Source organism: Pseudomonas sp. UBA6753 (genome assembly GCF_002453565.1).
Taxonomy (GTDB): Bacteria; Pseudomonadota; Gammaproteobacteria; order Pseudomonadales; family Pseudomonadaceae; genus Aquipseudomonas; species Aquipseudomonas putida_Z.
On record NZ_DKHD01000029.1, the window covers coordinates 35,800 to 61,372 of the forward strand.

Genomic DNA, 25,573 nt, shown 5'->3' on the forward strand with positions numbered 1-25,573 from the left:
GACACAAGGCCGCTCCTACAATTGACCGCGTTAACCGATCGACCGGGAGTTGGGTTGCCGGCGATGGGCAGCGTGGCAACCTCAATGGCGCTGGCCGACAGGCGCTAGTCGTCAGTGTGGTCATGCATGCGCCGGATTTGTCCTGGCAAACAAGGTCGAGGGTGACCGTACCAGGTTTCTTTCAAGCACTCAGGGTACAGGTGCAAATGGCTGGCCTGATGTCCAAGTCGCGGTAGCCAACAGTCCAAAAGGCAAGGCAACGCATCTGGCACCAGGTCGGCGCTTGTGATGGTAAGCGAGCGATGGATCAGGACAGATTATCTAGACCAGGCAGCTTTCCCTGGTCCCAAAGTGCCTCACTCGTGGTCCGGTGACCAAATATAGACTAGCGCATAATGAGTATTATGTTAAATGACGTATTGGGTGAGCTGCGTACGTACATGTCACCAGCCCCCGAAAACCAGACTTTGCCTCGATTGACCATACAACCCTCCAATCAAGCCGTTACGTTCCAACCCTTCAGTCTCTTCTCAGCTTCGCAGCCCCGAAATCCCTGAATGCTCGGTTTGAAAACCATAATTTTGCAACCAGAAACCCTGTCTCAAATCCCATCATCTAGTCCAATCATTTGATTAAGTTTAAACATCTCCAGTCATGCCTGTGCTCTGCTCGACGATCGGCACAATTGCGTAATGCAGCGCCCAAGCCGATTCACAATCAATTCTCACGGCTCAGGCAGTCTAGAACTGAACGGCCTCCGCCAGCATCCTTTAGCGTCTATAATTTCATTTCATGATTTGGCGCTCGTTCGCCTAGGCCCCAGCGTCGGCTCACCTGGGCCAAGCTCGGACGCCAGCAAGCAGCTCAATGCCGGCGGTCTTATCACGCTGCGTCCTAGATACCTCAATGCGTCTCATGGCCACCGCTATGGTTTTCAAAACTCGAAGACCTCCCTAGCACTGGTCGCGCGCCCGAGGAGCTTTAAGTCATGATGAAATCAACGCGGACATCGATTAAGAACCCATCGGGCAAACCACAACCAAAGCCGGCGTCCAGCGCACCGCACGATTCACCAGCGAAGGCAGCGGATAAATCAGCGAAACCGATGGACTCCTTCGTGCCATACCCTTTGTTCCCGCCTTTTGTGCTGCTGGGTGACCATCAAGGCCTGGAGCGCCCAATCAATAACGACGTCCGAACGCGGCTCGATACCCTAGACCCCGAACTGAAGGCGTTTCAAACGTGGCGCTTCGGAATCGACTTCCTGACCAAGCAGTGCCAACGGCCGCAATTCACTCCAAGGCACTACAAGATGGTATGCCCAGTGCTCGAGACGATGATGCATTGGAGCTGGTCAATTCGGCACAAGTCGATCCCGGAATGGCAAGAAACGGATGCCAGGGAGTTCATGCACTTCGTCATGCGCTTACCCATGTCGTGGATCTCCAAGACTGGTGGGACACGTTACCTACTGGGCAAAGCAGTGTTCGCGGTTAAGCCAATTAATGACAATTGGCGCCCGATAGTCAGAAAGCAGCTCGCAGGCGATTCCGTCCCAACCGATTCCATCCCGTCGTCAGCCTCCATACCAGAGTCAAGATCAGATTTCGCACTCGGAACCGATCAGCACCGACAGGTATTCATGCACGGTGGGAGGGATTTTTTCGACTATCTAGGTACCGTTCTGACTACAACGACGCAGAATCCGTTCGATGGTCTAAAGCCGACAGACTTCGAGGCTCGCCGGAGGAAAACACGGACGAATTTTACGCTGGCCCAGCTGGCAGATCTGATGTCGACGGCAGCATCCCTGGCCGAGCACGATAAGCAGTTGCAGCCGTGGCTCCTCGTCGCAGCTGTGGCCATCTACTCTGACGTCCCGCTGCGCGCGCTGGGGTCATCATCGGTACTGAGACTCACGTTTTCGAGCTTCAAAGCCGACGGCGCGGGTTCCCGAACGACAGGCAAAAAACAGACCTCACCGGCATGGTTTGAAAGCCCTCACTACCCTCGCCTGCGCTTTCCTTTGCATCCTCAGTTCGCGGCCTATTTCCGTCGTTACGCCCAGTTCAGACGCAGTCAGAATTCAGATATTACCCCTCAGAGTCTGCTGCTGCCTTTGATGGATGGTACTGGCGGGTACGCGGGCAACACCATGGTCGATCTTTTCGGCAGGTTCACGACTAGCATTTTGAGGCGACTACAGCAAAGTCCGCTCGCGGCGCACGCCCGCTGGCGCGGTTGCGATCAGTTTCAGGCTGGGGCATTAATCACCTTCCTCAACCTGAGGAAGTCGGCCAAGACAGCTGGATGGGTGCCGAGTGCGGTCAGTATCGCTGAGCCCCTACAGGATGCCAATACGTGGCCGGATATTGGCATCCGTAAGCATCTCCCGGCATCAGAGTGGCTTCGCAAATACGCCGGTACGATATAGTTTTGGGTGGGCCTCGCGGTGAAATCAGGGTCTTGGCCCTTCTGGCTTTCCATCCTCGTTCCGGCGCGCTCCGCTTGCGTCATGAGAAGGTTCTCTAGCGCTGAAGCATGAAGCTGGCATGGGTTTGGCTCAGCAAACATGCTTGTTGTTATCCGGCATCCTCCAGGGCGGGAGCGCCTCTGCACAGTCGTATAACCTGGCTATGCGCAGAGGGAACATTTGTACTCCTTTGGCGTCCCCGCCCTCCCGCAAGCCGCTGGATCCTCCCGTCAACTTGCCAGGATTTTCTGGTCGGTTCAGGAATTAGCCTGGTTGGCAGCAGACTTTTGGAGATACCAAGTTGGCAGCGGATGACGATGCATCCTGGCGGAGATAGCGACCAGCACATCCCACGGCGTGTTGTTCCACTCGAACTCATTCGGCGCCGCGCTCTGTGTTGGCCGGTGCAACGATGCGATGACCTCCTCCTCAAGCTGGATGAGACCACCGCAGCTCAAAGCTTGGCCACCGCGCGCTATGACCGATTAGCCTTTTCGTTGAAGATGATTTGTGGCCCTCTTCTGATCGGCATAGTGTTGGCGGTAGGTAGCTATGCAGCCATGAAGACCTACCCTCAGGCGTTGATCCCACTTCCCTTCATCACAGCCCTCGGAATCGGGTGCGTCCCACTGTTACTAGCGTTGCTGTACTCACCCAAGGTGACCGACTCCACTGCCAGCCTTGGCGCTGCTAACCATGCTCTGAGGCTGATACGACTCAGGCCGCTAGGAACATGATCTCTCTCGAGGTGGATGCCTTCTGCAGTAGGCCCGGGTGCTTGGTTTCCAGGATAATGACCTCGGCCTGGTAGGCCAGCGCGGGCATCATCTGCTTCCCGTGCTGCAAGAAGTCTGTCACATCGGCGAATTGCTTTTGGGAGATCGCGGACGCGGCGGCGTGGTCGCTGGTCAAACCTTCAATGCGGTTAATATTCAACGTCCGGATATCCGCCTCAAGCTGGGCTAGCGACTCATGAGCGTATTTCACCGCACCTGATTTTGCCTGAACGTGTGACAACGCGAGGCCAAGGTTGACCAGGCGATCTTGCAGCAACTTGATGTCACTCAGGCGCTGAACGGTGCTTGCGGGTATAGCGGCGTGCCGCTCAAGAATGAGCTTCGTGAATTGATACTCCTTGTGGAAAGCTGGGATGAGCGCTTTGAGTTGCTGAACGTCTCCCTCTTCACAGAACTGCCGGGCGGATAGCAGCAAGGATCGAAACTGCGCTTCATCCGTTAGCTGGCCACGCTCGTGAGCCTCGCTGACTAATTTCCATGTCTCAGCAATAGTCTGGGATTGAGCCTGGATCTGTGCGCTGATCTTGTTCAGCTTTTGACATACGATCACAAACCCTGCTGTGGTCACCGCGAGGTTCAGGCCGGTCATAACCAGATTGGCTGTCTGCAAGCCTTGCAGCACGCTCATGCTCTGCTGCAGGTGATCCATCCCGCTCTGGAGCGAACCCAACCCATTCGAGAGGGTGTCCTGGAGCTGTTGGAGTTGCGCTTGGGTTTGTTGGCTATCTCCTGGGAAGAGAAGGTGCCCAACGATCTGCCCGCCTCTCTCAGTCCCTTTGGCATGGCGAACCACACCGCCAAATAACTCATACTCCCCGCTTTTGAGCTTGGCTAGGATATCCGGAAGGTTTGGAAGGGAGCGCAGCAGCTCTTCATTTATCACAGACATGCGCGTAGTTTCTCCGAATAGGTTGCGAAATCTGCTTCATATCGTGCCCGGCGAATTTTGGCCACCTGAAGCACTGCAGGAGTGGTGATGCGAAATGCAGGTGACGTGGCTTGGTAGATCGCAGCCCCAGCAGCGCCAAGTGCCAATGGAGGGGCTGCCAGCGAAAGCAGACGACCACCCACGGCCCCAGCCACGCCCGCAGCTCCACCGGTAGCCGCAATGCCGCCAATAGCGCCCGCGGCGGAAATCAGGCCTTTCACGATCTGAGCGATGTACGCCGAAAGCTTTGCGATATCCCGGTAGTCCACCGCCGCCACGTCCCCGATGTATTTCTTGACTGCCAGGCCGATAATCATTTCTTCAACGGCATAGATGTCATGAGATGAGCCGGGTTTTCCATCCAGCTTTTTCGCCACATCCGTCGCGAGCTCCATGTATGCCACTCCACTCGACCGGAAGAACGTGGCGATGCTGTTGCTGCCAAACGAACGGATTTCGGCCTCAAGCACATCAGGAATCGATTGCAGCTTACCCTGCGCCTTGTGACTGAGAATGGCGGCCTTGACCTTGCTGTCAAGAGCTACCCTGCCCTTACCGTTATCGGTAATGAGGTCAGCCAATACGTCCAAATCAGCGCTTGATGCATTCGACAACAGGTCTTCGAGTGACCGGTTTCGCGGAACAACCAGATCCATGTTTCCCCCGTAGATTTGCTAGTGCCCGACCCGCCTGCAGTAATTGCTTTAGGCCATCATGAGATATCCGAATTGTAGCGAGTCGTTCCTACGGTGTCTCTTCAGGCACATCAAAGCTAAAGATGCTGCGCGAGGTCATTCAGGATGCCGATGTGCGACAGAATGTCTCTGGCACTGTAGTTGCTTAGCTTGCTAAAATATTGGTCGTGTAACACAGCGGCCCAACATGGCTTGGCGAAGAGATTCCCAAGCGCCAAGCCGCATGCTCGACCTTCAATCGATCTCCTTTGCGTCCCCTTCCCATGACCGACATTCTGAAAAAGACTGCTGATCTCATCTACAGCATTCGCTATGTCGTACCTGCCTTCGCACTTACGATTTACGTGATTGCCGGCCTCGCGTATTTCTTCGCCTTCAAGTACTGGCCCAGCCTTCCAGAGAACACCCAATCAGCGATCCTGGAAAACCTGTCTTGGGCGATGAACGCCACGTTTTAATCCATTTCATCGATGGCGAGCGGAGGCGTCAGGTGGCTATCAGTAGCTCCTGAAGAGCGTACGCGCGAACCTTCAGTGACCTCGCCCACTCAGACACTCCCAATGCTTTGGCAGCCTCACCTTTATCACCGTCGTCGGTGCCTGTAGCCTCCGAATCATCTTTTTAGGCCGCTGATCTTGGACGCGTGCGCGGCGTCGCAGCCATGGTCGTCATGTGATCAAGAGCCCGCGTTTATTCATGTTTGTCGAGTTCCGACGCGCAGAACACTATCCTTTATTGGTCGGCGCCAGCAGACTTCTTTGACGATTCTGCTTGACTGCTCGCAGGTGAGTGATGTGGTGTCAATGTGCTACATTCCGCGTCGCTGCTACCTTGGCCTGCACTTCGTGAGCCTAGGAGATCGCACCTACTACGACGGATCGTACACATGTCTTTCCTCATACCTATCGTACTTGCACTGCTCACCAAGCCATTCCTTCAAAGCCGCCTTTGCCAAGGGCAGTACGGCTTTTTAGCGACATATTTCGGCTGGGGCCTTCTAGGAACAATAGCGCTTTCAATCGGTGTCTTTTGGCTGCTTGGGCCGATCTTCTTCGAGCAAGACCACGGCAGAGCGGATAGAGCCCTGTCCGTGACATTCCGTATCTGGAGCCTCGTCACCACCCTTTACATGGTGGGGATTGCCGTTGGACTGAATCACATTCGGAAAGTGAGTAGCTCCTCCCTGCTCAATCTCTACATCATCATGCTGATCGTCTGCACGGCATTACTGTTTTTATCCAGCCTAGCCGTTGCAGCGGTCTACTGGATCATCTACGCAGTGGCAGTATTTGTTGCACACAAAATCGGTACCGGGCAAGGTGCGCCGGCATCAGAGAAATAATTGGCGCCATCGGCCCGGTCTCGATGAATGCCGATTACCCTTCCCTCCCGCACAAGACGGCAACGACATGCTGCACTCATTCAGGCGAAACAAAAGCCAGCTCTACAAGCGTTATCTTGGACACCGAGAAGAAGGCGAGAAACGCGTTTGCGAAGAAGATGAAATCACGGCGCTGATTGCCGGCCCTTTGGATTTCCTGCCTCCAGAAGCGAGTGGCGCATTCTGGCGTGCACTACTCGAAAGTGACATTGGCGAAAACCTGCCCCTCCCCACTGGTGCAGTCAGCTTTCTGCGAATGGACTTTTGGCCGAAACGAGCGGTCGAGCCTGATTTGCTTATTGAGATGGGATGGTCGACCGGGGAGCGACGAATCATTGTCGTGGAGTTCAAATGGCGTGCGCCCCTGGGTGCCGATCAGCTCCATCGGCAGTGGAATGAGTATCTTACTGACGCTGAGCGCGAAGTCGCTTACCACCTATTCATTGGGCCCGAGTTGAGTGTTGGCCTCAACGCCCTGGCGCAGAAGGACATTTGGAATGGTCGGCTGATCCTGCGTTCGTGGCTGAACGTGCTTCAGATCCTCAATAAGCTGGACTGCACGCCTGGACGCCAGCCTGCTCCAGCACATCGGTATCAGCCTGGGGCGTGTGTTACTGGCGTTTGTCGCGGCGGTGGTGACTGCAGTCCCTCTGGGGCTGCTCATGGGCCTGAACCCATTGATCGGCGCGGCACTTGACCCATTGGTAGAGTTTTATCGCCCCATCCCTCCACTTGCTTATCTACCGCTCATCGTCATCTGGTTCGGTATCGGTGAGCTGAGCAAGGTCCTGCTGATCTATCTCGCACTGTTCGCTCCTTTGCTCATCGCTACCGCCGCTGGCGTACGACGAGTTGACCCTTCTCGCGTAAGGGCCGTGCGTTGCCTTGGCGCCAACCGCTGGCAGGTGGTGCATCTGGTGGTACTGCCCAATGCACTTCCAGAAATCCTCACGGGTTTGCGCATTGCCCTGGGGGGTGGTTGGTCAACCCTGGTAGCAGCCGAGCTGATTGCCGCTGATCGCGGCCTGGGCTTCATGGTCCAGTCTGCGGCGCAGTTTCTGGCCACAGACACGGTGCTGGTGGGCATCTTGCTGATCGCCATCGTGGCCTTGGTACTTGAGCTTGGGTTGCGCTGGCTGCAACGCCGTTTTGCCGCGTGGTAACACCCCGCCCATTTGAACCTGCATAAACCCATCGAGAACATGCCATGCCCCTGCATATCCGTCCCCTGACACCTGCTCTAGGTGCCCAGGTGCTCGACATCGACTTGCGCACGCCCCTTTCTAGCAGCCAGCATCACGCGCTTGAACAGGCACTGCTTGAACATCAGGTGCTGTTTTTTCGCGATCAGAGCCTGGCCCCCGGCGATCACGCTCGATTTGCCGCGCACTTCGGCGACCTGCATGTACACCCTGTCTACCCACATGTTCCGGGGCTACCCGAAATTACAGTGCTGGATACCCAGTCACTGGACACACGAGACACCGCGACCTGGCATACCGACGTCACCTTCCTGGCGACGCCAGCAATGGGTGCTGTGCTGGCCGCCCGGCAGCTGCCGCCCTGCGGCGGTGACACCCTGTGGGCCAGCGGCATCGCGGCCTACGGCGCCTTGTCGCCTCAGCTTCGGCAACTGCTGGACGGGCTCAGCGCTACCCATGACATCAGTAAACATTTTCCTCAGGCGATCGAGGGGGTCATCACCGCGCAATACATGGCGCGTCTCAAAGCCGCCCAGGTTCAGAACCCTCCCGTGTCCCACCCCGTAGTGCGGACCCATCCTGTCAGCGGCCGCAAGGCGCTATTTGTCAATGAAGGCTTCACGACTCGAATCGACCAATTACCTGTAGCAGAAAGCGATGCCTTACTGCGCTTCCTGTTCGCCCATGCCACCCGCCCCGAATTCACTTTGCGCTGGCGCTGGCAGACCGGTGACGTGGCGTTCTGGGACAACCGGGCAACCCAACACTATGCCGTCGACGATTACCTGCCGCAACGTCGGGTAATGCATCGCGCAGCCATTCTTGGGGACAAACCGTTCTAGAAACGGGTGCCAACATTGTCATAAGGAATTACGCAACGGATGCAAATAACAAAAATAGCGTGGCTCCATTGCGGCGCCACTGTACTTTCACTTTTCACGCCTATCCAACTATTGATCGCCAGCGAACAGCACGACTCGCCAGGTTTTACCGAAGGCAGCCAGTGGAACGGTATCGTGCGGACAAGCAGCATGAATCGTAATTATCATCATCGCCCTGGACACGACGTTGTATTGACCGGTGCTGGTGTTCAGTCTCTCTTCGAATCGGGTTTCACCCAAGGCACAGTCGGCGTTGGCATCAACCTGTTCGCCGCCAGCGCGTTGAAACTGGAGGGCGAATCCAGACCGGAATCTGGCAACCTGGGTTTTATTGCCCGCAAAGCCGATGGCACCGAGCACACGACATGGTCAAATGGAGGCGTGGCAGTCAAGATCCGAGCGTCTGACACGACATTTACGTATGGCACTCAATTCCCGAGCCTGCCCGTACTGGCCTACTATGATGACCGCCTTATCCCTGAAAGTTTTGTTGGCGGGTTGATCACCAGCAAGGAAATTGACCACCTGGTTCTGCATCTTGGTCATTTCACCAAGGAACAATATGTCGATGCCGTGAAGTCGGACAGTGGCCGCTTGAAGAGTGCCTGGGTCTACGGCGGCACTTACAAGCCTTCTGATAGCATTCGTTTTTCGCTGTACGACTCGCATTTCAAGGACTACTTGAAACGGCAATATGTCAATATCAACTACCAAGCCCCCGTCAGTCCACATAGTGCATTGACCCTGGATTTCAACGCCTATCGCACCCGGTACGCGTCAGCCTGGGTTGGCCAGCATCATGCGGACAACCCGTCAATGAGTGGCAGTCCGGACAGTGGTAAAGAAAACACTATCTGGTCCCTGGCGGCCACCTACGCAACTGGTGCTCATGCCTGGACACTTACGTACCAGGAAAGCACAGGCAGCGCTCCATACCTGTATGGCTACAGTGAAGGGGGTGGAACTATCTACCTGGCGAACCCACATATGTCGGACTTCATTGGCAAAGGTGAACGCTCCGTGGGAGCGCAGTATCAGCTCGATGCCAGCCGCTATGGGGTGCCCGGCCTTTCCTGGACCACGGCTTATATCTACGGCTACGGTATCGACACGCATGACGGGACGACCGGCACACTGGACCGCGCTGCCCATGAGCGCGAACTGTTCAATCAGATAAAATACATTGCCAAATGTGGCGCCCTACAGCCTGTCAGCCTCACACTGCGCAATTCCATCTATCGCTCCAGCAACTCGTACAATCGCTACCTCGGCGATGTCAATCAATGGCGTTTCATTGTCGAGTACCCTTTCAGCCTTCTGTAACCCTTGCCTTATGGTCAGAGTGAAGCCTGGCGTGCCCACGATTACCTTGGGCACGAACGCCCAATGTTTTAGATTACGCCCAACTTTTTCGAAAGAACGGCTTTTCATGGACCCGTTATCTGATGTGCTCTCGCTGCTGCGGCCGCAAAACCAGTTCCATGCGGGGTTCGATGCCGCTGGGGCGTGGTCCTTCGACTTCCCTGCACGTGAGGGCATCAAGTTCACCGCGGTGATGCGCGGTACATGCTGGGGCATCACGGAAGGCCTGGAGCAGCCGATTCGCTTTGATGAGGGAGACTGCTTCCTACTCAAGAGTGACCGCCGCTTCATCTTGTGTTCCGACCCTACATTACCCGCCGAAGGAGGTGATCACCTCATGGAGGTCATCAGCCGCGATGGGGTTGCCGTTCACAACGGCGGTGGCGAAGTCTTTCTCATCAGTGGCCGCTTCGCTTTTTCCGGCGAACATGCCGCTGTTCTGTTCGATGCGCTTCCAGCCGTCATCAACATCCCCAAGGCCTCGAAACAGGCGCAGGTACTGCGTTGGTCCCTGGACCAACTGGCCTGTGAGTTACGCACGCCACAGCCGGGCGGAGCGCTGATATCCACACACCTGGCCCAGGTGATGCTGGTGCAGGTGCTACGGCTCTACTTGCAAACCTCCAGTGAACTGCCGAAAGGATGGTTCCACGCTTTGACCGATAGGCAAATCAGCCGGGCCATGGCGGCCATCCATGCTGAGCCCGCGCGGCAATGGTCCCTGGAAGAACTGGCACGCATTGCCGGCGTTTCACGCACGGTCTTTGCACAACGCTTCAAACGGCTGGTCGGTAACACCGCCATGGGTTACCTGACGCGCTGGCGCATGCTGATGGCGGCCGATCGCTTGCGCACAGGCAACGAGAACGTTTCTACCATCGCCTTCTCATTGGGTTACGAGTCGGAAAGCTCATTCAGCACGGCATTCAAACGAATCATGGCCACGACGCCGAGCCAATACCGTCGGCGCACTTCGAAAATCGGGCCCTCATCCCACTTTCCGGAACGGCAGGATCAACGCGTAGATGTAAATCACCACCCCTACTAAAATTTCGCCACTGTCTCAGCAGCCAAGGTGGTGCCATGCTGTTCATATCTACCGCACGGGCGGTGAGGAATACACTTCTTCAAATCATCAATACCGCCACCCCTTCCAGCGCTGTCTTATCGGGGTCAATCCAAACCCTTGCAGAACAAGCCAAACACGCACTGACAGACTTGAAACGTCAGCTTAGCGATGCGGAGGAAGCAACTGCACGCCAACAGCAGGAAAACAGGGCGCTTGAAGAAAAGCTGTTGTCCTTGCAAAAGTTACAGGATCGCGAAACCTGTCGCTTCACACTGTTGTCTTCCTGCTCAGGCGGTTACCTATGGGAGTCTTTCAGTTACGCAAAACTCGACGCAAACAGCACCATATGGCTTTCCGAGTCGCTAAAAAACCTTCTTCCGTTCAACATGCCTAGCCGATTGAACGACCTGCTTGATAATGTACACCCCGACGACCGTGCTCACGTCGCATCGCTTTTCTATAGCGATGCCATTCGTGATCACGCTGCATTTGATTGCAGAATTCGCACCCGAGCAGGCCAATACGCCTGGTTGAAAGGTCATCTGAGCGTGAGCCGCTCTGCCCAGTCACTTCAGGTGCTGTGCCTGCTCCGTGATGACACGGAAAACATGCGGCTGGCTCAGGCATTGAACGCCAGTGAGCTGCGCTTTCAACTTGCACTCGAAACCATACGCGATGCCCTGTGGGAGATGCACGTGGTGGACGGCGACCTGCTCAACCCCAAGAATAGGCTGTGGTGGTCACCTCAGTTCATTCGCTTGTTGGGTTTTGACAGCGTTGAGGAATTTCCCGAGCGACTTGAAAGCTGGGCATCTCGATTGCACCCAGATGATCAGCAAAGCAGCTTCAAACAGTTTTCCGATTACATGGCAGACCTCAGCACCACTTGCCCACTTGACCTTTCTTATCGGCTCAAGCTGAAAAATGGCGACTACCGCTGGTTTCGAGCAAGGGGGTTATCCCAGCGTAGCCACAGCGGTGTTCTCTTACGAATAGTGGGGTCGCTGACTGATGCGCAAAGCGAATTCGAAGCGTCCGAGTCAAGAAAACTACAAAGCCTTGAACATCAGTCGCTCCAACGTGACCTGATGAAGATCAACAATATAGTCGGCTCGATTGAAGGCATTGCGACCCAGACCAACCTCCTGGCCCTGAACGCCGCCATTGAAGCCGCCCGCGCAGGCGAGTATGGCAGGGGTTTTGCTGTTGTCGCCGACGAAGTCCGCACACTGGCAATTCGCACGACCGAGGCCACACGCCAAGCCAAGGCAATGATCAGCACAAAGGACCCTGCAGACCGTCATACCTGAAGCACTTCAAAACACTTCGCTCGCTGCAACGAAGCGTAAACGTAATCCCGCAGCGCCTGGCCCTGAAACGCTTAACCCCACAAAAAAGAGAGACGACTATGAGAACAGCTGTGCTGGCTTCGTTGGGTATCCTCCTGAGCGGATGCGCATCCGGCTATTGGAAACCCCATACAAACAGCTTCGTTTCAGATACCGAAAAAACACCGCTCAGCTATATCCAATGCCTGGAGCCGAAATGGCAAGTGCTGAATACAACCAATTCGGCAGTGCGTAGCAAAGCCGGCTATACGCTGAACGTCTCTGAATACCATATTGGGCAAATCGCATTGGCCGTTATCAGCGAGCAACCCACCGGCGCTCATATCGAGGTCTTTCTACCCGCTGCACTGGGGAACCCACAGCGCTGGAAAGATACCGCCGCGGCTTGCCTGTAGCCCTCAGCATTCCGAATTCCGGAACACGTGGTTGAAACTTCCCCTTTGCCATGCCAGCGCCGCTTCTAATATCGCGCAGACGAACCCTCAGCATGGAGACCCACCTCATGAAACCACTTGCAGGACAAGTCGCACTGATCACCGGCGCCGCGCGAGGCATCGGCCAGGCAATCGCACAACGCCTGGCCGAAGATGGCGCCCTGGTGATCGTATCTGATCGCGATGCCGGTGTGGCGCGCGATACCTCATCCCGCCTCCAGGCGCTTGGCCACCTGGCTACCAGCTTGCATCTGGACGTCACCGACCATGCTGCCGCGCAGGCCGCCGTGGACAGCCTGTACAACGAGCACGGTCGCATTGATGTACTGGTCAGCAACGCAGGTGCGGGCAAGTCCAAGCCGTTCCTGGAAATGAGCGAAGACGAATTGCAAGCGCAGATGGCGCTGAACTTCGGCGCCGTGTACATGTTGGCGCAGGCCTGCGCACGAAAAATGCGAGTCGCGGGCTATGGTCGTGTCGTCCTCGTGTCTTCCGTCACAGGCTTGGCCGGCCCGGTTGGGCTGTCGGCCTACGGTGCGCTCAAGGCAGGTCAGCTGGGGCTGATGCGCGCCATGGCCTTGGAGCTTGGCGAGCACGGAATCACCACCAATGCGGTAGCCCCCGGCCCAATCGACACCGAACTACTGCGGTTTGCATGGTCTGCCGAGCAAGTGGCCGAAGCCGGTGAACGCATCCCTGCCCGGCGTATCGGCAAACCCGATGAAGTGGCCCATGCGGTGAGTTTCCTGGCATCACCAGGAGCAGCTTTCATCAATGGTGTGGTGCTGCCGGTGGACGGCGGCTTCACCGCAGCGGGCGGTTACATGGCCGAGGTCTACCGGCAGCGCAAGGCTCATCAGAACAGCGACAGGTTGTAGTTGAGCACAACCCGAACCTGGTCCTGGTCCGGTGCCACCTCGCTGCGCAGCTTGCCCTGCATCAAGCTGATACCCAGCCCGCGCACCGGACCGCTCTGAACTACGTAATTGAGGACAAGGTCGGTTTCCCGCTCCCGCCGGTCCCCATCACGTGCGGTCTTGATGCCCTGCGAATTCTGGTGGCTGAAGGTCAGGCTCAAGCCCGGCACCCCCAGCGCGGCGAAGTCATAGCCGTACTGGGCGATCGCAGTATCCTGGCCAGCGCGCCCAAAATTCGAGAGGATGCGCTCGGTGGTCAGATAGGAACTTGCCCCACCCGCCCCCACGCCGCCACCTAACGTGCCCTGGTTAGGCTGAACGAAGTTGCTGTCATCGGAAACCCGCTGGTAACCCAGCAGCACGCTGTGGCCAGAAACGGCATAGTTGAAGGTCAGGCTCCAGGTATCGTTGTCGATCTCTCCACGACCATCCGGGGTGTACCCAGCAACCTGATAACCGGGCTTGCCCGAAGCGTTGGCACCTTCGCCGCGGGTACGGAAATACCGCAGATCAGTCTTCAGGCTGTGCCCTTCGGCCACCTGCCAAGTGTGGACGGCCCCCACGAAATGCTGGCGGTAATAGTCTTCCAAATACGATTGGTAGTACTGCAGCAACAGGTCCTTGTTTAGTTTGTAATCGACACCTGCAAAGCGGAAGTCATTGCTCTCGCGCTGCCCACCGGTGACGGCAATCCCGGTACGATCGCTGGAGGCACGACCAACAGCCTGGGTCAGCTTGCCCGCAGTAAAGGTCAGCCCGTCTATTTCTCGAGAGGTCAGAATACCGCCCTGGTAGGTCTGTGGCAGCGGCCGCGTGTCGCTGTACACCAGGATTGGCAAGTTCGGCATCAGGGTGCCCAGTTTCAGCTCGGTCGCCGAGGCCTTGAGCTTCAAGGTCAACCCCAGGTGGCTCCATTCGTCGGCGGCACGATCGCCGTCGGAGTTCAGCACCGTACTGCCCTGATGCCGCCCTCTCCCGCTATCGAGTTTGAGCCCCAGAAGGCCCAAGGCGTCCACGCCCACCCCGAGGGTGCCATCGGTGTAGCCGGACTGGTACTGAAGGCGAAAGCCCTGAGCCCACTCTTCCGCCTTCGAAGGCCCGGTGTGGCCCTCGCGAAAGTCACTGTTGATGTAAAAATTGCGCATGCCCAGGTTCAGCTTTGAATCCTGCAGGAAGTCCGCTGTCGCAGCGCTTGAGAAAACAGACCCGATCAACGGGGTCAACACATACAAAGAGCCTTTCAGCATACTCACAGGATCACCCTCTTTTTCTTGTTTTTTCGGATAGCAACGCCCGTGGCCGGGCACCGGGAGGTGCCAGCCGGACGTGATCTAGCGGTAAGGAAATTGCGCGTCGTACGGGCACTGCCCGCTATCGGCTACATGTTGGCGGGCAGCCAGAGCACCAGTTGCGGGAACACCAGCAACAGGGCAATGGTCACTCCCATCGACAGGACATAGGGAAAGCAGCCCTTGAATACCTGGGTGACCGGCATTTTCGAGTACTTCGACACCACGAAGCAGTTCAGCCCGACCGGGGGGGTTACCAAGCCGATCTCGGCAACGATGATCATGATGATGCCGAACCACACCAGGTCATAACCCAGCGCCGAAACCAGGGGCGCCACTACCGGTACGGTCAATACAAGGATCGCCATCTGGTCAAGGAAGAAGCCCAGCATCAGATACATGAATACCAACGCCAGGATGATCACCCAAGGCGCCACCGGCAGGCCGCCGACCCAACCGACCAGGTCCTGGGTCACATGGGTGAGGGCAAAGAACAGCGAGAACACCTTGGCCCCGACGATGATGAACGCAATCATGCAAGAGGTGCGCGTCGCCCGTGCCAGCAAATCGGTGAACGACGCCCATGATGGTTTTCCCCGCCACAGGTACAGCACACCAGCGAAGAATGCAGCCAGCGCAGCGGTCTCGGTGGGTGTGGCTATACCTGAATAGACCACCCCGGTGATTGCCCCGAACAGAAGCAGCACTGGCAACACCGATTTGAGCAAGGCCAGCTTATGGCTCAAGGGCACCGGCTCTGACAGCGGTGCACGGGTCGGGTCGAGCTTCACCAGGGTATACACCGTGACCACGATGGTCAGCGTCACCAGCAGGCCTGGTATCACCCCGGCCATGAGCAGGCGAGCGATGTTCACATTGGCGATCAGCCCATACACCATCATGATGATGCTCGGCGGAATCAGCATTGCCAAGGTCCCGGACACTGCCACACAGCCACCCGCCATGCGTGGTTCGTATCCGTGCTTGAGCATCGCCATGAGCGAAGTGGACGACAGCGTTGCTGCAGAGGCCGTGGACGACCCACAGATTGCCCCGAACCCGGCCCCCGAGAACGCTGTGGCAATGCCAAGGCCACCTGGAAACCGACCAAACCAGGCCGCACCAGCGCGGAACAGGTCATCCGTGACCCCGGACTTGAGCACGAACTCGGCCATCAGCAGGAACATCGGGATGGTGATGAATTCGTAGACGATGGCCGACTCACGGGCCACCGAGCCGAGCATCAGGGCCATTGCGTCAGCCCCACCCACCAACAGCAAACCAGCGGCGCCAACGATAGCCATGGAGAAGGCGATGGGCGCCCCCAATGCTATCAGCACCAGCAAAGCGACGAAGAAGGTTGCGGCAAGCATGGTCAAAACTCCTCCTGCAATTCAATGGCCGGGTCCTCTCCTTGACTCAGTACCATCACGCAGTGATGGACCAGGCGAACGGCGAGCAAAGCCGAACCAAGGACGATGGGCAGATACGAAAGCCACACCGGCCAGGCCTGCGAACCATGCACGTATTCCTGGTCATGCAACGCCTCCAGCAGGCTGTTGCCGGCGCTGTAGGCGAGCACCGCGAACACCATCGCGCTCAGCAGCGACAGCACCACATCGACCCAGGCACGCAGGTGCGGGCCCATGCGCTCGGTAACCAGCTCCAGGCGGATGTGGTCGCCACGTCGGAAGGTATCGGCTGCGCCCAGGTACGACACGGCCACCATCAGGTAATAGCCGACCGACTCGGTGACCCAGGGAATTGGCGCACCGAGGGCATAGCGAGCAGTGGCGTCCGCGCCCACCAGAAACATGATCGCGATCAGGCAAAACCCCGCAATTGCCGAACCAGCCTTTTCCAGGCGCTTGAGCGTGGTATTCATGGGGATGCCGTGTGCTCTGGTCTTTGTCATCGCTCAGATCTCCTGCCCATTGGTGGCCTGGTAGGCCTCGAGCACACCCTGACCGTCCTGGCCGACCGCCTGCATGTCCTTGAGCCATGCACTGACGACCTGGGCCAGCTTGCTGTTCCACAGGTTGATCTGTGCGGGTGTGAGCCGAGAGACCTGGTGCCCATGGTGTTTCACCATGTCATCGCGAATCTTCTGGTCATCCTCGTCCAGGCCTTGGCAGAACGTCTCCTGGGTCGCTTGCGCGGCCTGAGTCATGACACTCTGGATATCTACCGGCAACTTCGCCCAGGCCTGCTGGCTAATGGCAAAGGCAATGACCCCTCCTCCAAGGTTGACGCCGTCAACGGCATAACGGGTGAGATCTTCCAGGTTGTAGGGCGGCAGGCCGTAATGCAGGAAGATCGCACCGTCGACAGTACCCCGGGACAGCGCCTCGTAGGTTTCCGATGACGGAATCTGTACCGGCACACCGCCCAAGGCCTGGGCTGCCTTGATCATCGAGGCGCCAGTGCTGCGCAGCTTCAATCCCTGGACCTGGTCCAGGCTGGTGATCGGCTTGCGGGTGGTCATCAGGGTGTAGGGCGGCATGGCCGCGACAAACAGTACATGCAGGCCCTGTCGAGCGAACTCGTTATCCCCCAGCACACCGCCGGTGCGGGCCAGTTTCCAGTAGCGTCGAGCCCCTTCGCAGGCGTCGGCGTACATGCCCGGCAATTCAGCCACCGACGACATCGGCAGCTTGTCGGACTCATAGGACGGTATGAAAATGGCGATATCCGCAAGGCCTGAACGCAACAGGCTGAAATAATCCTTGCCCAATTGGCCGGCAGGGTAGAGTTCGAACGCAACTTGCCCGTTCGAAGCTTGCTTCACCTGCTCGGTGAATACAGCACCCGCGTCGGTCCACAAGTAGTGCTTGCTGGAAAAGCGGTGGGCGAATTTCAGCGTCACGGGTGTTTGCGCAAAGGCGGGCAAGGCTGCCCCGGCAAATGCCGACACCAACAGACTCGCCTGCAACAGGCGGCGTAACTTCGCCCAACTTCATCTGGACCACCTTCGAGCAGGTGGACAACGTGCCCGAACCGGCCCAGGTCCCGCCGCAACAAACCCCGCCGAACGGGTTTGCCTTCAACAACCCTGACTGTGGCAACGGCCCCGAGTGCACACCAAACCAAGCCCGTATCCAGTGCAAGCAAACGCATCCCGACAAGGACTGCACCGATCTCTTCCCACGCGACCAGCCGGTACAGACCACCCGCGAACACCCCGTGCCCGGCGACCTGCAAGCCCTCAACAGCGCGGTACAAGCCAACTTCGCGCAGCACAGCCAAGGCAAGTCGGTGTTCCAGTACTACAAGCTGATCAACGTACTCTGGACCCTCGCCCCCAATCCGCCCAGCCCGGAACCGGGCGCCAACGCGCAAGTGCCGTTGTCGTACGGGCCGTTCATCAGCCAGGGCAATGTGCCGGTGGCCAACACCACCATGGAGACCTACGTGCAGGGTGACGACTGCAACCAGTGCCATCAGTACGCGACGATTGCCGGCAGCCCCTCGTTGGCCTCGGACTTCTCCTTCCTGTTCAACAGTGCCGGCTCCGCCAGCAACAAAAGCCTGATCAAAAGCGTCAAGGCTTTCGAAACCCTCAAGGACCGCCCCTGAACCGCAAAAGGGGCGATCACCGATCGCCCCGAACAGGGGTTCGCCTATCGCGCTTTGCCCTTCAAGTAGGTGCCTGGCCTCACACCAAAATTTCGCACCCTTGAAATTAATGCGTTTAGTCAGCTTGCCAAATATTCCTTGCACACCGCGGGAACGGGCTTCGGTCATAACAGTACACACAGACCTTCCTGTGTCTGACCTGAGGTAAGCGATCATGGCAAACAATCAAGACAAGGGTGGCAACCAAGGCAATGCTGACACCGGCATGGGTAACAACACTGCCGGCACCGGCCAGCAAGGCGGCCAGGGTTCGGGCGGCCGGATGCCCGGCCAACAGCAGCAAGGTGGCAGCCAGTCCGGCCAGAAACCTGAGGACAAGATGAACAAGGACTGGGAACGTTCCCGTGACACAGGGAGCCAAGGCGGCCAACGTACGACCGACAAGCAGAACCAGAACCTGACAGACAAGGACCGCATGGGCGGCCAGCAAAACCAGGCAGATGACCAGCAGTGGGATAAAGATCGCTGATCATCCGCAGCCGGCATCAGGGTGAGTTTGCCCTGATGCCACCTCCAACGTACGGGAGGTTCCTGATGAACAACCCCAGAGAACGGCATTCGACGGTCATTTGCCTGCAAGCAGGACGCATCCTTTTCGTGCGCAAGCAAAGCGCTGAATGGTCGTTGCCAGGCGGGAAAATAGATCCAGGCGAGCATCATCTGGACGCCGCGCAGCGCGAGCTGATGGAGGAGACTTGCCTACCCTTCAATGGTGCTCGATTCCTCAACCACTATGTGCTCGCTGGCGAGGAACACTATCTCTATCAACTGCCTGTCGAAACTGGCGCAAAGCCTACCGCAAATCACGAGATCGTGGAGTGCCGCTGGTTTACAGCGCCTGAACTTCACGAAGTGCAGATCAAGCCGTCCAACATCCAGCTGCTTGAACGAGAGCACCTGCTCCCTGTGTAGAGGTACCCGATTATCAGCGAAACGCGGAAAGTGTTCCGGCACCAACCTGGTTTTTCAGGGGGCTCGACGCGATTAACCTGCCACCACTGCTCACCTGAAAGGTCACATCCCAATGAAAGCAATCGTCTATGACACCCCCGGCCTCCCGATCCAGGATTCCCGATCGTTGTACGAGCACGAACTGCCCAAGCCCACACCCGGTGCCAGGGACCTGTTGGTGGAAATCAAAGCCATCGCGGTAAACCCTGTCGACACCAAGGTCAGAGCCAGCCGCAGCGGTGACCACCCTCAAGTGTTGGGATGGGATGCCGTGGGGATCGTTCGCGAAGTCGGCGCCGAGGTGTCGTTGTTCCAGCCTGGCGACGAAGTGTTCTACGCCGGTGCAATCGACCGCCCGGGCAGTTACAGCGAATATCACCTGGTCGACGAGCGAATCGTCGGGCACAAGCCTCGTAGTCTGGACAATGCCAGCGCCGCAGCCTTGCCGCTCACATCCATCACCGCCTGGGAATTGCTGTTCGACCGCCTGGGTGTGGAGGAAAATGGCGGCGCTGGCAAGAGCCTGCTGATCATCGGTGCCGGCGGCGGTGTTGGTTCGATCCTGGTACAGCTTGCACGCAAGCTTACCCAGCTCAAGGTGATCGGTACCGCGTCACGCCCTGAAACCCAGGCCTGGGTCAGCGAACTCGGGGCACATCATGTCATCGACCATTCGGCATCCTTTGCCCTGCAACTGGAACAACTTCAGTTCAACTCGGTGGATTACGTCATCAGCCTGACCCACACCGATTCGTACCTCGCGCAGATCGTTGAAGTGCTGCGCCCACAGGGCAAGCTCGCGCTGATCGATGACCCTCAGCATCTCGATATCGTGCCGTTCAAGCGCAAATCGCTGTCGGTGCACTGGGAGCTCATGTTCACTCGCTCGCTGTACCAGACCGAGGACATGATCAAGCAGCACAACCTGCTGGAAAAGGTATCGGCGCTGGTCGACGAGGGGGTCATCAAGACCACCGTTGGCGAGCACTTCGGCAGCATCAGTGCCAGCAACCTCAAACGCGCCCATGCCCTGATCGAAAGCGGCAAGGCAAAAGGCAAGATCGTTCTGGAAGGCTTCTGATCACTCGCCCGGTCAACGCAACGAAGGCGGGGCCATGAGCCCCGTCACCTTATCCATCAGCAGCGATGAGCTGCTCGAAACGCTCCGCCAGAAACGCTCTGAGCACCTGCACAGCAGGCGTGAGCGATGTTCGATGCGCGCACACCAGCTGCAACGGCGCAGGTTGACCGTAATCCCCGGGAAACAACTCGATCAGCCGCCCGGCACGTATGTCCGCCAGCACGTCCAGCCTGGATTTGTAAACGACCCCCAATCCGTCAACACCCCAACGCCGAACGATATCGGCGTCATCGCTCACGCGGTCGCCTGTGACTTGCACGGTCTTGACGCCATCGGGCAAATGGAAGCTCCATCGCTCGTAGGTTTGCTCGCCCATCACATAACGCAGGCAATTATGCCTGCCCAGATCTTCCAAGGCCCCTGGTGCCCCATGTCGTGCCAGGTAATGTGGCGAGGCGCAGACCGTTCTGCGATTTCCAGGGGCAAGCATCAGTGAAACAAGGCTGGAATCTGCCAGCTGCCCATATCGGATACTCGCATCCAGTTGCTGGCCGACAAGGTCGGCCACCTGATCGCTGATCCGCAGTTGCAGCATCACCTTGGGGTGCAATCGCTGGAAATCGTCCAACCAGGGCAGCAGCAGATTCCTGCCAATATCCGAGGGCATGGACAGGCGAAGTGTACCCGCGACCTCATCTCGCCCCTCGGTCAGCGCCACCTCACCGTTGTCCAGTGCCTCCAAGGCCTGACGGGCATGAGGCAGGTATCGCTCGCCATCATCCGAAAGCCGCAAACGCCTCGTGGAACGCACGAACAACCTGGCACCCAGGCAGCTTTCCAGGCGCTGGACTGCGCCGCTGGCCAAGGCCGGTGAAATATCCAACAACCTGGCCGCTGCCGAGAAGCTGCCGGCAGAGGCTGTTGTGACGAAGACCTGAAGATCATCAACCCGAACTGTTTTCTTCACTGTGGAAAATTCTTGACCTGGCGCGAGGATCAAAGCGTAGCGGCAATGCTGATACGTGCCCAGCGTTGGCTTGCAGGAATTGCAGCGCGCCAGGTGTATCCCGTCATCCAGGCGAAAAAGCAAAAAAGATTTCAGCGCACCGCTGCGGTCAGAATCGTAGATAGCAGTGGAGATAACACCATGAAATTCGCGCTGTTCTGCCAATGGCTCGCCAAGCACGCTGGTAAACCCAGTACCTTCCTCATCGCCGTGGTGCTCATCACCCTGTGGGCTGCGTCCGGGCCCTGGTTTCACTACAACGACACCTGGCAACTGATCGTCAACACATCGACGACCATCATCACTTTCCTGATGGTCTTTCTGATTCAGAACACCCAGAACCGTGACAACGACATCATCCACGTGAAGCTCGACGAACTGATCCGCGCTACAAAGTCCGCAGAGCAATCGGTACTAGGTCTCGAATCTCTCGACAACCGAGAGATCCATCAACTTCGCAAGGAGTATCAGGCGATGGGCCGAAACTGCGAAACGGCCCCACAGTCGCCTCGCGAACAGCAGGCAGACAATGCCGCTCGGGACAACCTGCAGCGCTAGAGGTCCACGGGCATTGAGGCGTTCGGTCAACAACGCGTCGATCTTCAAAGCAGAGCCTCCCTGATTCAAGCTGCAAGCGATTGTCCTGCACACAGATAGCCGCCGGCCCTCTGCCGGGGCAGTCGGGCCGACGACGAAGATGCCGCAGGATCAGGAATTGAAGCCCAACCCCGAGGAAAGGTCGGAGTCTCCAGGCCTGCGCTCTGCCTGTGTCGACGCTTTACCACCCGCCTGATCGAGCGACTCTTCGACCGACGCCTTCACCTCGCGGCCCTTGGCCTTGAGTGTGTCGGTCAAGCGATCGCTGCTGGCGCCCATCAGCTGGTCTTCCTTGCGGGTACTGGGTAGCGCCGCCCCCAATGCCGCACCCAGTGCTATCCCCAAAGCGGCCAATACCAGCGGTTGCTCCTGAAGCAGATGATCGAACTGGCCTTTCAGAGCCGTGGCCTGGTCTGCGGCCTTGTGTGCCGAATGGCGCAGGGTATCCGCAGAAGCCCCCACGGAGTCGCGGGCGCCGCTGCCAAGTTCGCTGGCCCGATCGCGCATGTCATGGGCTTTCATGCGCACCTTCTGGCTGGCGTCGTGCACTGCCTCCCCCGCCTGCGCGAAAGCGCCCTTCACCGTGTCCACCGCGTCGCCGAGCTTTTCGCCCAACCCCGGGCCCTGGTGCGCAGGCCCGGGGTTGAAGGGGCGGTTCTGGTTCAGGCCCAGCCAGGCCAGGCCCAGTACCGTCAGGGTAGCGGGTACGGGGTTGTTCTTGAGGGTGGTGCCCAGGTTCTGGAAGAACTCGCCGCCATTGCCTTTGGCATAGGCCAGGACTCGGTCGAGCATCTGGCCCGGGCTCAGGCGCTGTTCGAGGGCGTCCACCAGATCGCTGATGTGCTCGCGCTTGGCGTTGATTTCCTGCTCGAGCAAGTCAGGGTCTTTGTGCGCTTCATGTTCGAATGAAGTGGTCATGGCAGTTTCCTCTTCAGCGTGTCCTTGTCCTGCTGCATGGCATGCAAGGTGCGGTCAGGGGCCAGATGCGTGGGTTCGAACCGTTTCTTGCCCGACTGCAACATGATGAACCCGATCACCAAGGTGACCGCGCCCACGATCAAGGCGGCCAGCCAAGGCTCGACCACCATCGCCAGGGCGTAGACTGCCGCCAGCAACAGGATGACGAAGCCCGCCAGCATCACGATCGCGCCCGCCGCCACCCCAGCCGTGCCGGCCTTGAGGGTGGCGAGGTTCTGCTGCAGCTCTGCCTTGGCCAGCGCCAGCTCTTTGGTGAACAGGTCCGGTACTTCCCGCATCAGCTGGCGCAACAAACCGCCAACACCGACGGCGTCGTCTTCCACCGTGTGCAGGCCTGGGGTGGTATGCAAGGGGTCTTTGTTCATCATTCACCTCCTTTGAGTGGATCGCGCTCGAACGGGCTGCCACTGACCGGCGTGCCTGCACCAGGGCCGACTGGGTCGACGGGGGTGAAAGGTTCACGGTTGGATACGTCGCTACCACGATCAGGCACTGGCTGCGCGGGGCCGGACTGTTGCCAATCAGCGGACGACGCAGGGGTGGTGGACTCATGGCTGGTGCTGGCTCGCATGAAACGCGACACGGCAAACCCGATGGCGACGCTACCGGCCAAAAAGAGCGCCGGGTTGCTCCTGGCCAACTGAGCACCACGCTGCAGCAGGCTTTCGGCACTTTCATGGCGTACCTGCTCGGCAAACTCACCCACGCACTCTGCTGCCTGGTTCAGGTACTGCGACAGCCCGAGACTGTCGTTGCCTTGCAGCGCAGCAGCCGCCGAGCGCGCCCCCTCCTCGAGCGAATCAAGCTGATCGGCTGCGTTATCGCGGTAGTGTTCGAACTGCTCGCTGCCTTTGTGCCTGGCCTCGCCAAGCAGCGCACCGGCGTCATCGATCAAGGCATGTTCCTGGGTGCTGCCGGGTGGAGAGGTCGAGCTTTGATTGGTCTTGTCCATCGTTTCGCCCTCGAAGCTGATAGTTGGGTGGATGCCGTCTTTAATGGGCATTCATTCGAGGGACGCAGGTGAGGCGGCAGGAGTTCAGCGTTTGTGATCTATGACATTTGCTTGGAGGCCCAGAGAAAATGGCGCAATCAAACCTGGTTATTGGTACCGGAGCAAAGGCTTTGAAGGGGGCGGTAATCAGAGTCGACAACGATTGGAGCACCGCGTTGTCTCGGGGATGCAGCCGCGCTGCTCAGGCCAGCTGGATGAAGACCGCGTAAATACCGAGAATCATCCAGAAGACCAGGAATATCCAAGGTGTACGCAGCGAAAACAACAACGACTTGCGGTGCCCGGCCAGGGAGGTTTCCGCCTCGCTGAACAGTGGCGATTCGTCATATGCCAGCCCCATCAGTGGCTCGCTGCGCAGAAGGTGGCTCTGTTTCAGTTGCCAGTGCTCGATGATCTTGTAGGCCGCGCGAATGCCCGGCCACGCATTGAGTGAACTCAACACGCCCAGCAATGCGAGAAACGGCGGAACCACCAGCGTGAACATCTCGCCCCAGCTCTGGTTGAGGTTACCCATCGACGATACGAAGGCGATCACCAGAAACGACTGCGCGGCGAGATAGGCGTCTGTGCGGTTGGCGAGGATACTGGTCTCGTACTGGATTTCACGGCGGTAGAAATCAAGGCGCTCTTTTGGCGAACCGAACATGCGGGCGTTCCGCTCGCTGATCTCGTGTTCAGGGGTGCCTGGAGTGATGATTCGCGGCACGTACTGGCTCCTGAAAGTGAGAATGATGGTGCCTCGAAACTTGAGAAGCGAACCCATGAGTGAAGGCCTGCCTGAAGATTTCAGGCAGGCCCTGGTCACAACAAGCTTCCGGTACCGCCGGTACCGCTATTGGAGAATTTCTTTACATCAATGGTCGGTGCGACGAACTCCGGCCCGTCGCCCGATACCCGCCAGCGCACATTGTTGATGCCGTAGCGCTCAGCCATCGGCCGGCTGACCTTCTTGATCTTGTGCTGGCCGAACCGCGGGATGATACCCACGCCGGCATCGCAACTTGCCCAGTGCCAGGCTTCGGCGTTGTCCATACGCTCGAGCCGGATGATGAAGGTGCGAAATTCCCCATGAAGCTCATACTCGATCACATACAACTGCTGTCCAGCCATTGCACTCTCCTTCACCAATTCAGACTAATGGAGCGAGCAACGTGTAAAAAGATTCATTTATTTTGACCGGTTGGTCATCGCTCTTTTCCACGGCGGTGCCGCAAGCGTTCAGCCAGACGCTGCAGCGCTTCCAGCCGGTTCGCCACGCAACGCCTCGCCCTCACCCGCGACGCGCCGGGCATACCCCACACCCCACAGCAGCGCCCGCCTCATGGTTTCCCCTGCGCGCTGGTCGTAGATCCGTTCGCATAGCACCGAACCGTCGGTGCGATACACACCGATGAACAACTGCGTGGCGCCTGTGCGTGACAAGCGTGTCTGCACCTCCAGGCAGGTGCCGGTGCCGAGCGTTTCTTCATGGGTTTGATGGTGCAGGATCGGGTCGCACCACCGTCTGTAGGTTTCACCTCTTCGTTTCATCTGCC

General features: G+C 58.0%; 25 protein-coding genes and 4 pseudogenes. 16 read left to right on the plus strand and 13 right to left on the minus strand.

Features of this window, described 5'->3' with window-relative positions:
- The first annotated feature begins 988 nt into the window (after nt 1-988).
- Nucleotides 989-2,434, plus strand: coding sequence for a hypothetical protein (locus B2790_RS10435; RefSeq protein ID WP_286918788.1), 1,446 nt, complete (start codon nt 989-991; stop codon nt 2,432-2,434).
- Between the two features lie 756 nt (nt 2,435-3,190).
- On the opposite strand, the gene B2790_RS10440 is transcribed toward B2790_RS10435, so the two are convergent.
- Nucleotides 3,191-4,159: a hypothetical protein gene (locus B2790_RS10440; protein WP_286918789.1), complete on the minus strand. Its 969-nt coding sequence runs from the start codon at nt 4,157-4,159 to the stop codon at nt 3,191-3,193.
- Nucleotides 4,150-4,854 carry a hypothetical protein gene (locus B2790_RS10445; protein ID WP_286918790.1) on the minus strand — a complete coding sequence of 235 codons (705 nt, stop codon included), beginning with the start codon at nt 4,852-4,854 and terminating at the stop codon, nt 4,150-4,152. Before B2790_RS10445 ends, B2790_RS10440 begins: the two co-directional genes overlap by 10 nt.
- Nucleotides 4,855-5,156: 302 nt before the next feature.
- On the opposite strand from B2790_RS10445, the gene B2790_RS10450 reads away from it, so the two are divergent.
- The 10 genes and pseudogenes from B2790_RS10450 to B2790_RS10490 all read left to right on the plus strand — a co-directional run bounded on the left by B2790_RS10450 (nt 5,157) and on the right by B2790_RS10490 (nt 13,449).
- Entirely contained in the window at nt 5,157-5,351 is a 195-nt protein-coding gene (locus B2790_RS10450) for a hypothetical protein (protein ID WP_099815787.1), read from the plus strand.
- A 428-nt stretch (nt 5,352-5,779) separates the two neighbouring features.
- On the plus strand, nt 5,780-6,235 hold the full coding sequence (locus B2790_RS10455; RefSeq protein ID WP_286918791.1) for a hypothetical protein: 456 nt from the start codon (nt 5,780-5,782) through the stop codon (nt 6,233-6,235).
- Between the two features lie 602 nt (nt 6,236-6,837).
- Nucleotides 6,838-7,437, plus strand: a pseudogene (locus B2790_RS10460) (ABC transporter permease subunit); the annotation flags it as partial.
- A gap of 44 nt (nt 7,438-7,481) precedes the next feature.
- Complete coding sequence (gene tauD, locus B2790_RS10465) at nt 7,482-8,318, plus strand: taurine dioxygenase (protein WP_286918792.1); 837 nt, start codon at nt 7,482-7,484, stop codon at nt 8,316-8,318.
- A 39-nt stretch (nt 8,319-8,357) separates the two neighbouring features.
- Entirely contained in the window at nt 8,358-9,680 is a 1,323-nt protein-coding gene (locus tag B2790_RS10470) for an OprD family outer membrane porin (protein WP_286918793.1), read from the plus strand.
- A 106-nt stretch (nt 9,681-9,786) separates the two neighbouring features.
- Entirely contained in the window at nt 9,787-10,767 is a 981-nt protein-coding gene (locus B2790_RS10475) for an AraC family transcriptional regulator (protein ID WP_286918794.1), read from the plus strand.
- A gap of 710 nt (nt 10,768-11,477) precedes the next feature.
- Nucleotides 11,478-11,780: pseudogene (locus tag B2790_RS24985) on the plus strand (PAS domain-containing protein); the annotation flags it as partial.
- A 132-nt stretch (nt 11,781-11,912) separates the two neighbouring features.
- Nucleotides 11,913-12,038 (plus strand): annotated as a pseudogene (locus B2790_RS24990) (methyl-accepting chemotaxis protein); the annotation flags it as partial.
- A gap of 158 nt (nt 12,039-12,196) precedes the next feature.
- Nucleotides 12,197-12,532 carry a hypothetical protein gene (locus tag B2790_RS10485; RefSeq protein ID WP_286918796.1) on the plus strand — a complete coding sequence of 112 codons (336 nt, stop codon included), beginning with the start codon at nt 12,197-12,199 and terminating at the stop codon, nt 12,530-12,532.
- 107 nt (nt 12,533-12,639) lie between these two features.
- Nucleotides 12,640-13,449: an SDR family NAD(P)-dependent oxidoreductase gene (locus B2790_RS10490; protein ID WP_286918797.1), complete on the plus strand. Its 810-nt coding sequence runs from the start codon at nt 12,640-12,642 to the stop codon at nt 13,447-13,449.
- Here B2790_RS10490 and B2790_RS10495 read toward each other — a convergent pair.
- From B2790_RS10495 to dctP, 4 genes are all read right to left on the minus strand, one after another.
- A complete protein-coding gene (locus B2790_RS10495; RefSeq protein ID WP_286918816.1) occupies nt 13,428-14,735 on the minus strand; it encodes an OprD family porin in 1,308 nt (435 codons plus the stop codon). The two genes, B2790_RS10490 and B2790_RS10495, sit on opposite strands and share 22 nt — an antisense overlap.
- Nucleotides 14,736-14,866: 131 nt before the next feature.
- Nucleotides 14,867-16,150 (minus strand): TRAP transporter large permease, encoded by a 1,284-nt coding sequence (locus B2790_RS10500; RefSeq protein WP_137163944.1) that lies wholly within the window; start codon nt 16,148-16,150, stop codon nt 14,867-14,869.
- A gap of 2 nt (nt 16,151-16,152) precedes the next feature.
- Nucleotides 16,153-16,692: a TRAP transporter small permease gene (locus B2790_RS10505; RefSeq protein ID WP_137163945.1), complete on the minus strand. Its 540-nt coding sequence runs from the start codon at nt 16,690-16,692 to the stop codon at nt 16,153-16,155.
- Between the two features lie 3 nt (nt 16,693-16,695).
- Nucleotides 16,696-17,643, minus strand: coding sequence for a TRAP transporter substrate-binding protein DctP (dctP, locus tag B2790_RS10510; protein ID WP_286918798.1), 948 nt, complete (start codon nt 17,641-17,643; stop codon nt 16,696-16,698).
- An 80-nt stretch (nt 17,644-17,723) separates the two neighbouring features.
- Here dctP and B2790_RS10515 point away from each other — a divergent pair.
- From B2790_RS10515 to B2790_RS10530, 4 genes and pseudogenes are all read left to right on the plus strand, one after another.
- Nucleotides 17,724-18,353, plus strand: a pseudogene (locus tag B2790_RS10515) (hypothetical protein); the annotation flags it as partial.
- Nucleotides 18,354-18,567: 214 nt separating this feature from the next.
- A complete protein-coding gene (locus B2790_RS10520; RefSeq protein WP_075045255.1) occupies nt 18,568-18,882 on the plus strand; it encodes a hypothetical protein in 315 nt (104 codons plus the stop codon).
- 65 nt (nt 18,883-18,947) lie between these two features.
- Nucleotides 18,948-19,325, plus strand: coding sequence for an NUDIX domain-containing protein (locus B2790_RS10525; RefSeq protein WP_137164010.1), 378 nt, complete (start codon nt 18,948-18,950; stop codon nt 19,323-19,325).
- Between the two features lie 112 nt (nt 19,326-19,437).
- Nucleotides 19,438-20,445, plus strand: a complete 1,008-nt coding sequence (locus B2790_RS10530) for a zinc-binding alcohol dehydrogenase family protein (protein ID WP_286918800.1) — start codon at nt 19,438-19,440, stop codon at nt 20,443-20,445.
- 49 nt (nt 20,446-20,494) lie between these two features.
- Here B2790_RS10530 and B2790_RS10535 read toward each other — a convergent pair whose 3' ends face one another.
- Nucleotides 20,495-21,412: a LysR family transcriptional regulator gene (locus B2790_RS10535; RefSeq protein WP_286918817.1), complete on the minus strand. Its 918-nt coding sequence runs from the start codon at nt 21,410-21,412 to the stop codon at nt 20,495-20,497.
- Between the two features lie 180 nt (nt 21,413-21,592).
- On the opposite strand from B2790_RS10535, the gene B2790_RS10540 reads away from it, so the two are divergent.
- Nucleotides 21,593-22,009, plus strand: coding sequence for a low affinity iron permease family protein (locus B2790_RS10540; RefSeq protein WP_286918801.1), 417 nt, complete (start codon nt 21,593-21,595; stop codon nt 22,007-22,009).
- A gap of 150 nt (nt 22,010-22,159) precedes the next feature.
- Here the strand turns inward: B2790_RS10540 and B2790_RS10545 are convergent, their stop codons facing one another.
- The 6 genes from B2790_RS10545 to B2790_RS10570 form a co-directional block, all read right to left on the minus strand.
- On the minus strand, nt 22,160-22,966 hold the full coding sequence (locus B2790_RS10545; protein ID WP_286918802.1) for a DUF3618 domain-containing protein: 807 nt from the start codon (nt 22,964-22,966) through the stop codon (nt 22,160-22,162).
- Nucleotides 22,963-23,391 (minus strand): phage holin family protein, encoded by a 429-nt coding sequence (locus B2790_RS10550; protein WP_286918803.1) that lies wholly within the window; start codon nt 23,389-23,391, stop codon nt 22,963-22,965. Before B2790_RS10550 ends, B2790_RS10545 begins: the two co-directional genes overlap by 4 nt.
- Nucleotides 23,391-23,978: a hypothetical protein gene (locus B2790_RS10555; RefSeq protein ID WP_286918804.1), complete on the minus strand. Its 588-nt coding sequence runs from the start codon at nt 23,976-23,978 to the stop codon at nt 23,391-23,393. The genes B2790_RS10550 and B2790_RS10555 overlap by 1 nt, the downstream gene beginning before the upstream one ends.
- Nucleotides 23,979-24,219: 241 nt before the next feature.
- Nucleotides 24,220-24,744 carry a hypothetical protein gene (locus B2790_RS10560; RefSeq protein ID WP_025339189.1) on the minus strand — a complete coding sequence of 175 codons (525 nt, stop codon included), beginning with the start codon at nt 24,742-24,744 and terminating at the stop codon, nt 24,220-24,222.
- Between the two features lie 95 nt (nt 24,745-24,839).
- Nucleotides 24,840-25,148, minus strand: coding sequence for a DUF6555 family protein (locus B2790_RS10565; protein WP_286918805.1), 309 nt, complete (start codon nt 25,146-25,148; stop codon nt 24,840-24,842).
- 108 nt (nt 25,149-25,256) lie between these two features.
- Nucleotides 25,257-25,568 carry a hypothetical protein gene (locus tag B2790_RS10570; RefSeq protein ID WP_137164014.1) on the minus strand — a complete coding sequence of 104 codons (312 nt, stop codon included), beginning with the start codon at nt 25,566-25,568 and terminating at the stop codon, nt 25,257-25,259.
- Between the last annotated feature and the right edge of the window lie 5 nt (nt 25,569-25,573).

Bases quoted from the DNA above. Each gene is read 5' to 3' on its own strand.
- B2790_RS10435 (WP_286918788.1), top strand. From the start codon at position 989: ATGATGAAATCAACGCGGACATCGATTAAGAACCCATCGGGCAAACCA.
- B2790_RS10440 (WP_286918789.1), bottom strand. From the start codon at position 4,159: ATGTCTGTGATAAATGAAGAGCTGCTGCGCTCCCTTCCAAACCTTCCG.
- B2790_RS10445 (WP_286918790.1), bottom strand. From the start codon at position 4,854: ATGGATCTGGTTGTTCCGCGAAACCGGTCACTCGAAGACCTGTTGTCG.
- B2790_RS10450 (WP_099815787.1), top strand. From the start codon at position 5,157: ATGACCGACATTCTGAAAAAGACTGCTGATCTCATCTACAGCATTCGC.
- B2790_RS10455 (WP_286918791.1), top strand. From the start codon at position 5,780: ATGTCTTTCCTCATACCTATCGTACTTGCACTGCTCACCAAGCCATTC.
- tauD (WP_286918792.1), top strand. From the start codon at position 7,482: ATGCCCCTGCATATCCGTCCCCTGACACCTGCTCTAGGTGCCCAGGTG.
- B2790_RS10470 (WP_286918793.1), top strand. From the start codon at position 8,358: ATGCAAATAACAAAAATAGCGTGGCTCCATTGCGGCGCCACTGTACTT.
- B2790_RS10475 (WP_286918794.1), top strand. From the start codon at position 9,787: ATGGACCCGTTATCTGATGTGCTCTCGCTGCTGCGGCCGCAAAACCAG.
- B2790_RS10485 (WP_286918796.1), top strand. From the start codon at position 12,197: ATGAGAACAGCTGTGCTGGCTTCGTTGGGTATCCTCCTGAGCGGATGC.
- B2790_RS10490 (WP_286918797.1), top strand. From the start codon at position 12,640: ATGAAACCACTTGCAGGACAAGTCGCACTGATCACCGGCGCCGCGCGA.
- B2790_RS10495 (WP_286918816.1), bottom strand. From the start codon at position 14,735: ATGCTGAAAGGCTCTTTGTATGTGTTGACCCCGTTGATCGGGTCTGTT.
- B2790_RS10500 (WP_137163944.1), bottom strand. From the start codon at position 16,150: ATGCTTGCCGCAACCTTCTTCGTCGCTTTGCTGGTGCTGATAGCATTG.
- B2790_RS10505 (WP_137163945.1), bottom strand. From the start codon at position 16,692: ATGACAAAGACCAGAGCACACGGCATCCCCATGAATACCACGCTCAAG.
- B2790_RS10520 (WP_075045255.1), top strand. From the start codon at position 18,568: ATGGCAAACAATCAAGACAAGGGTGGCAACCAAGGCAATGCTGACACC.
- B2790_RS10525 (WP_137164010.1), top strand. From the start codon at position 18,948: ATGAACAACCCCAGAGAACGGCATTCGACGGTCATTTGCCTGCAAGCA.
- B2790_RS10530 (WP_286918800.1), top strand. From the start codon at position 19,438: ATGAAAGCAATCGTCTATGACACCCCCGGCCTCCCGATCCAGGATTCC.
- B2790_RS10540 (WP_286918801.1), top strand. From the start codon at position 21,593: ATGAAATTCGCGCTGTTCTGCCAATGGCTCGCCAAGCACGCTGGTAAA.
- B2790_RS10545 (WP_286918802.1), bottom strand. From the start codon at position 22,966: ATGACCACTTCATTCGAACATGAAGCGCACAAAGACCCTGACTTGCTC.
- B2790_RS10550 (WP_286918803.1), bottom strand. From the start codon at position 23,391: ATGAACAAAGACCCCTTGCATACCACCCCAGGCCTGCACACGGTGGAA.
- B2790_RS10555 (WP_286918804.1), bottom strand. From the start codon at position 23,978: ATGGACAAGACCAATCAAAGCTCGACCTCTCCACCCGGCAGCACCCAG.
- B2790_RS10565 (WP_286918805.1), bottom strand. From the start codon at position 25,148: ATGGCTGGACAGCAGTTGTATGTGATCGAGTATGAGCTTCATGGGGAA.
- B2790_RS10570 (WP_137164014.1), bottom strand. From the start codon at position 25,568: ATGAAACGAAGAGGTGAAACCTACAGACGGTGGTGCGACCCGATCCTG.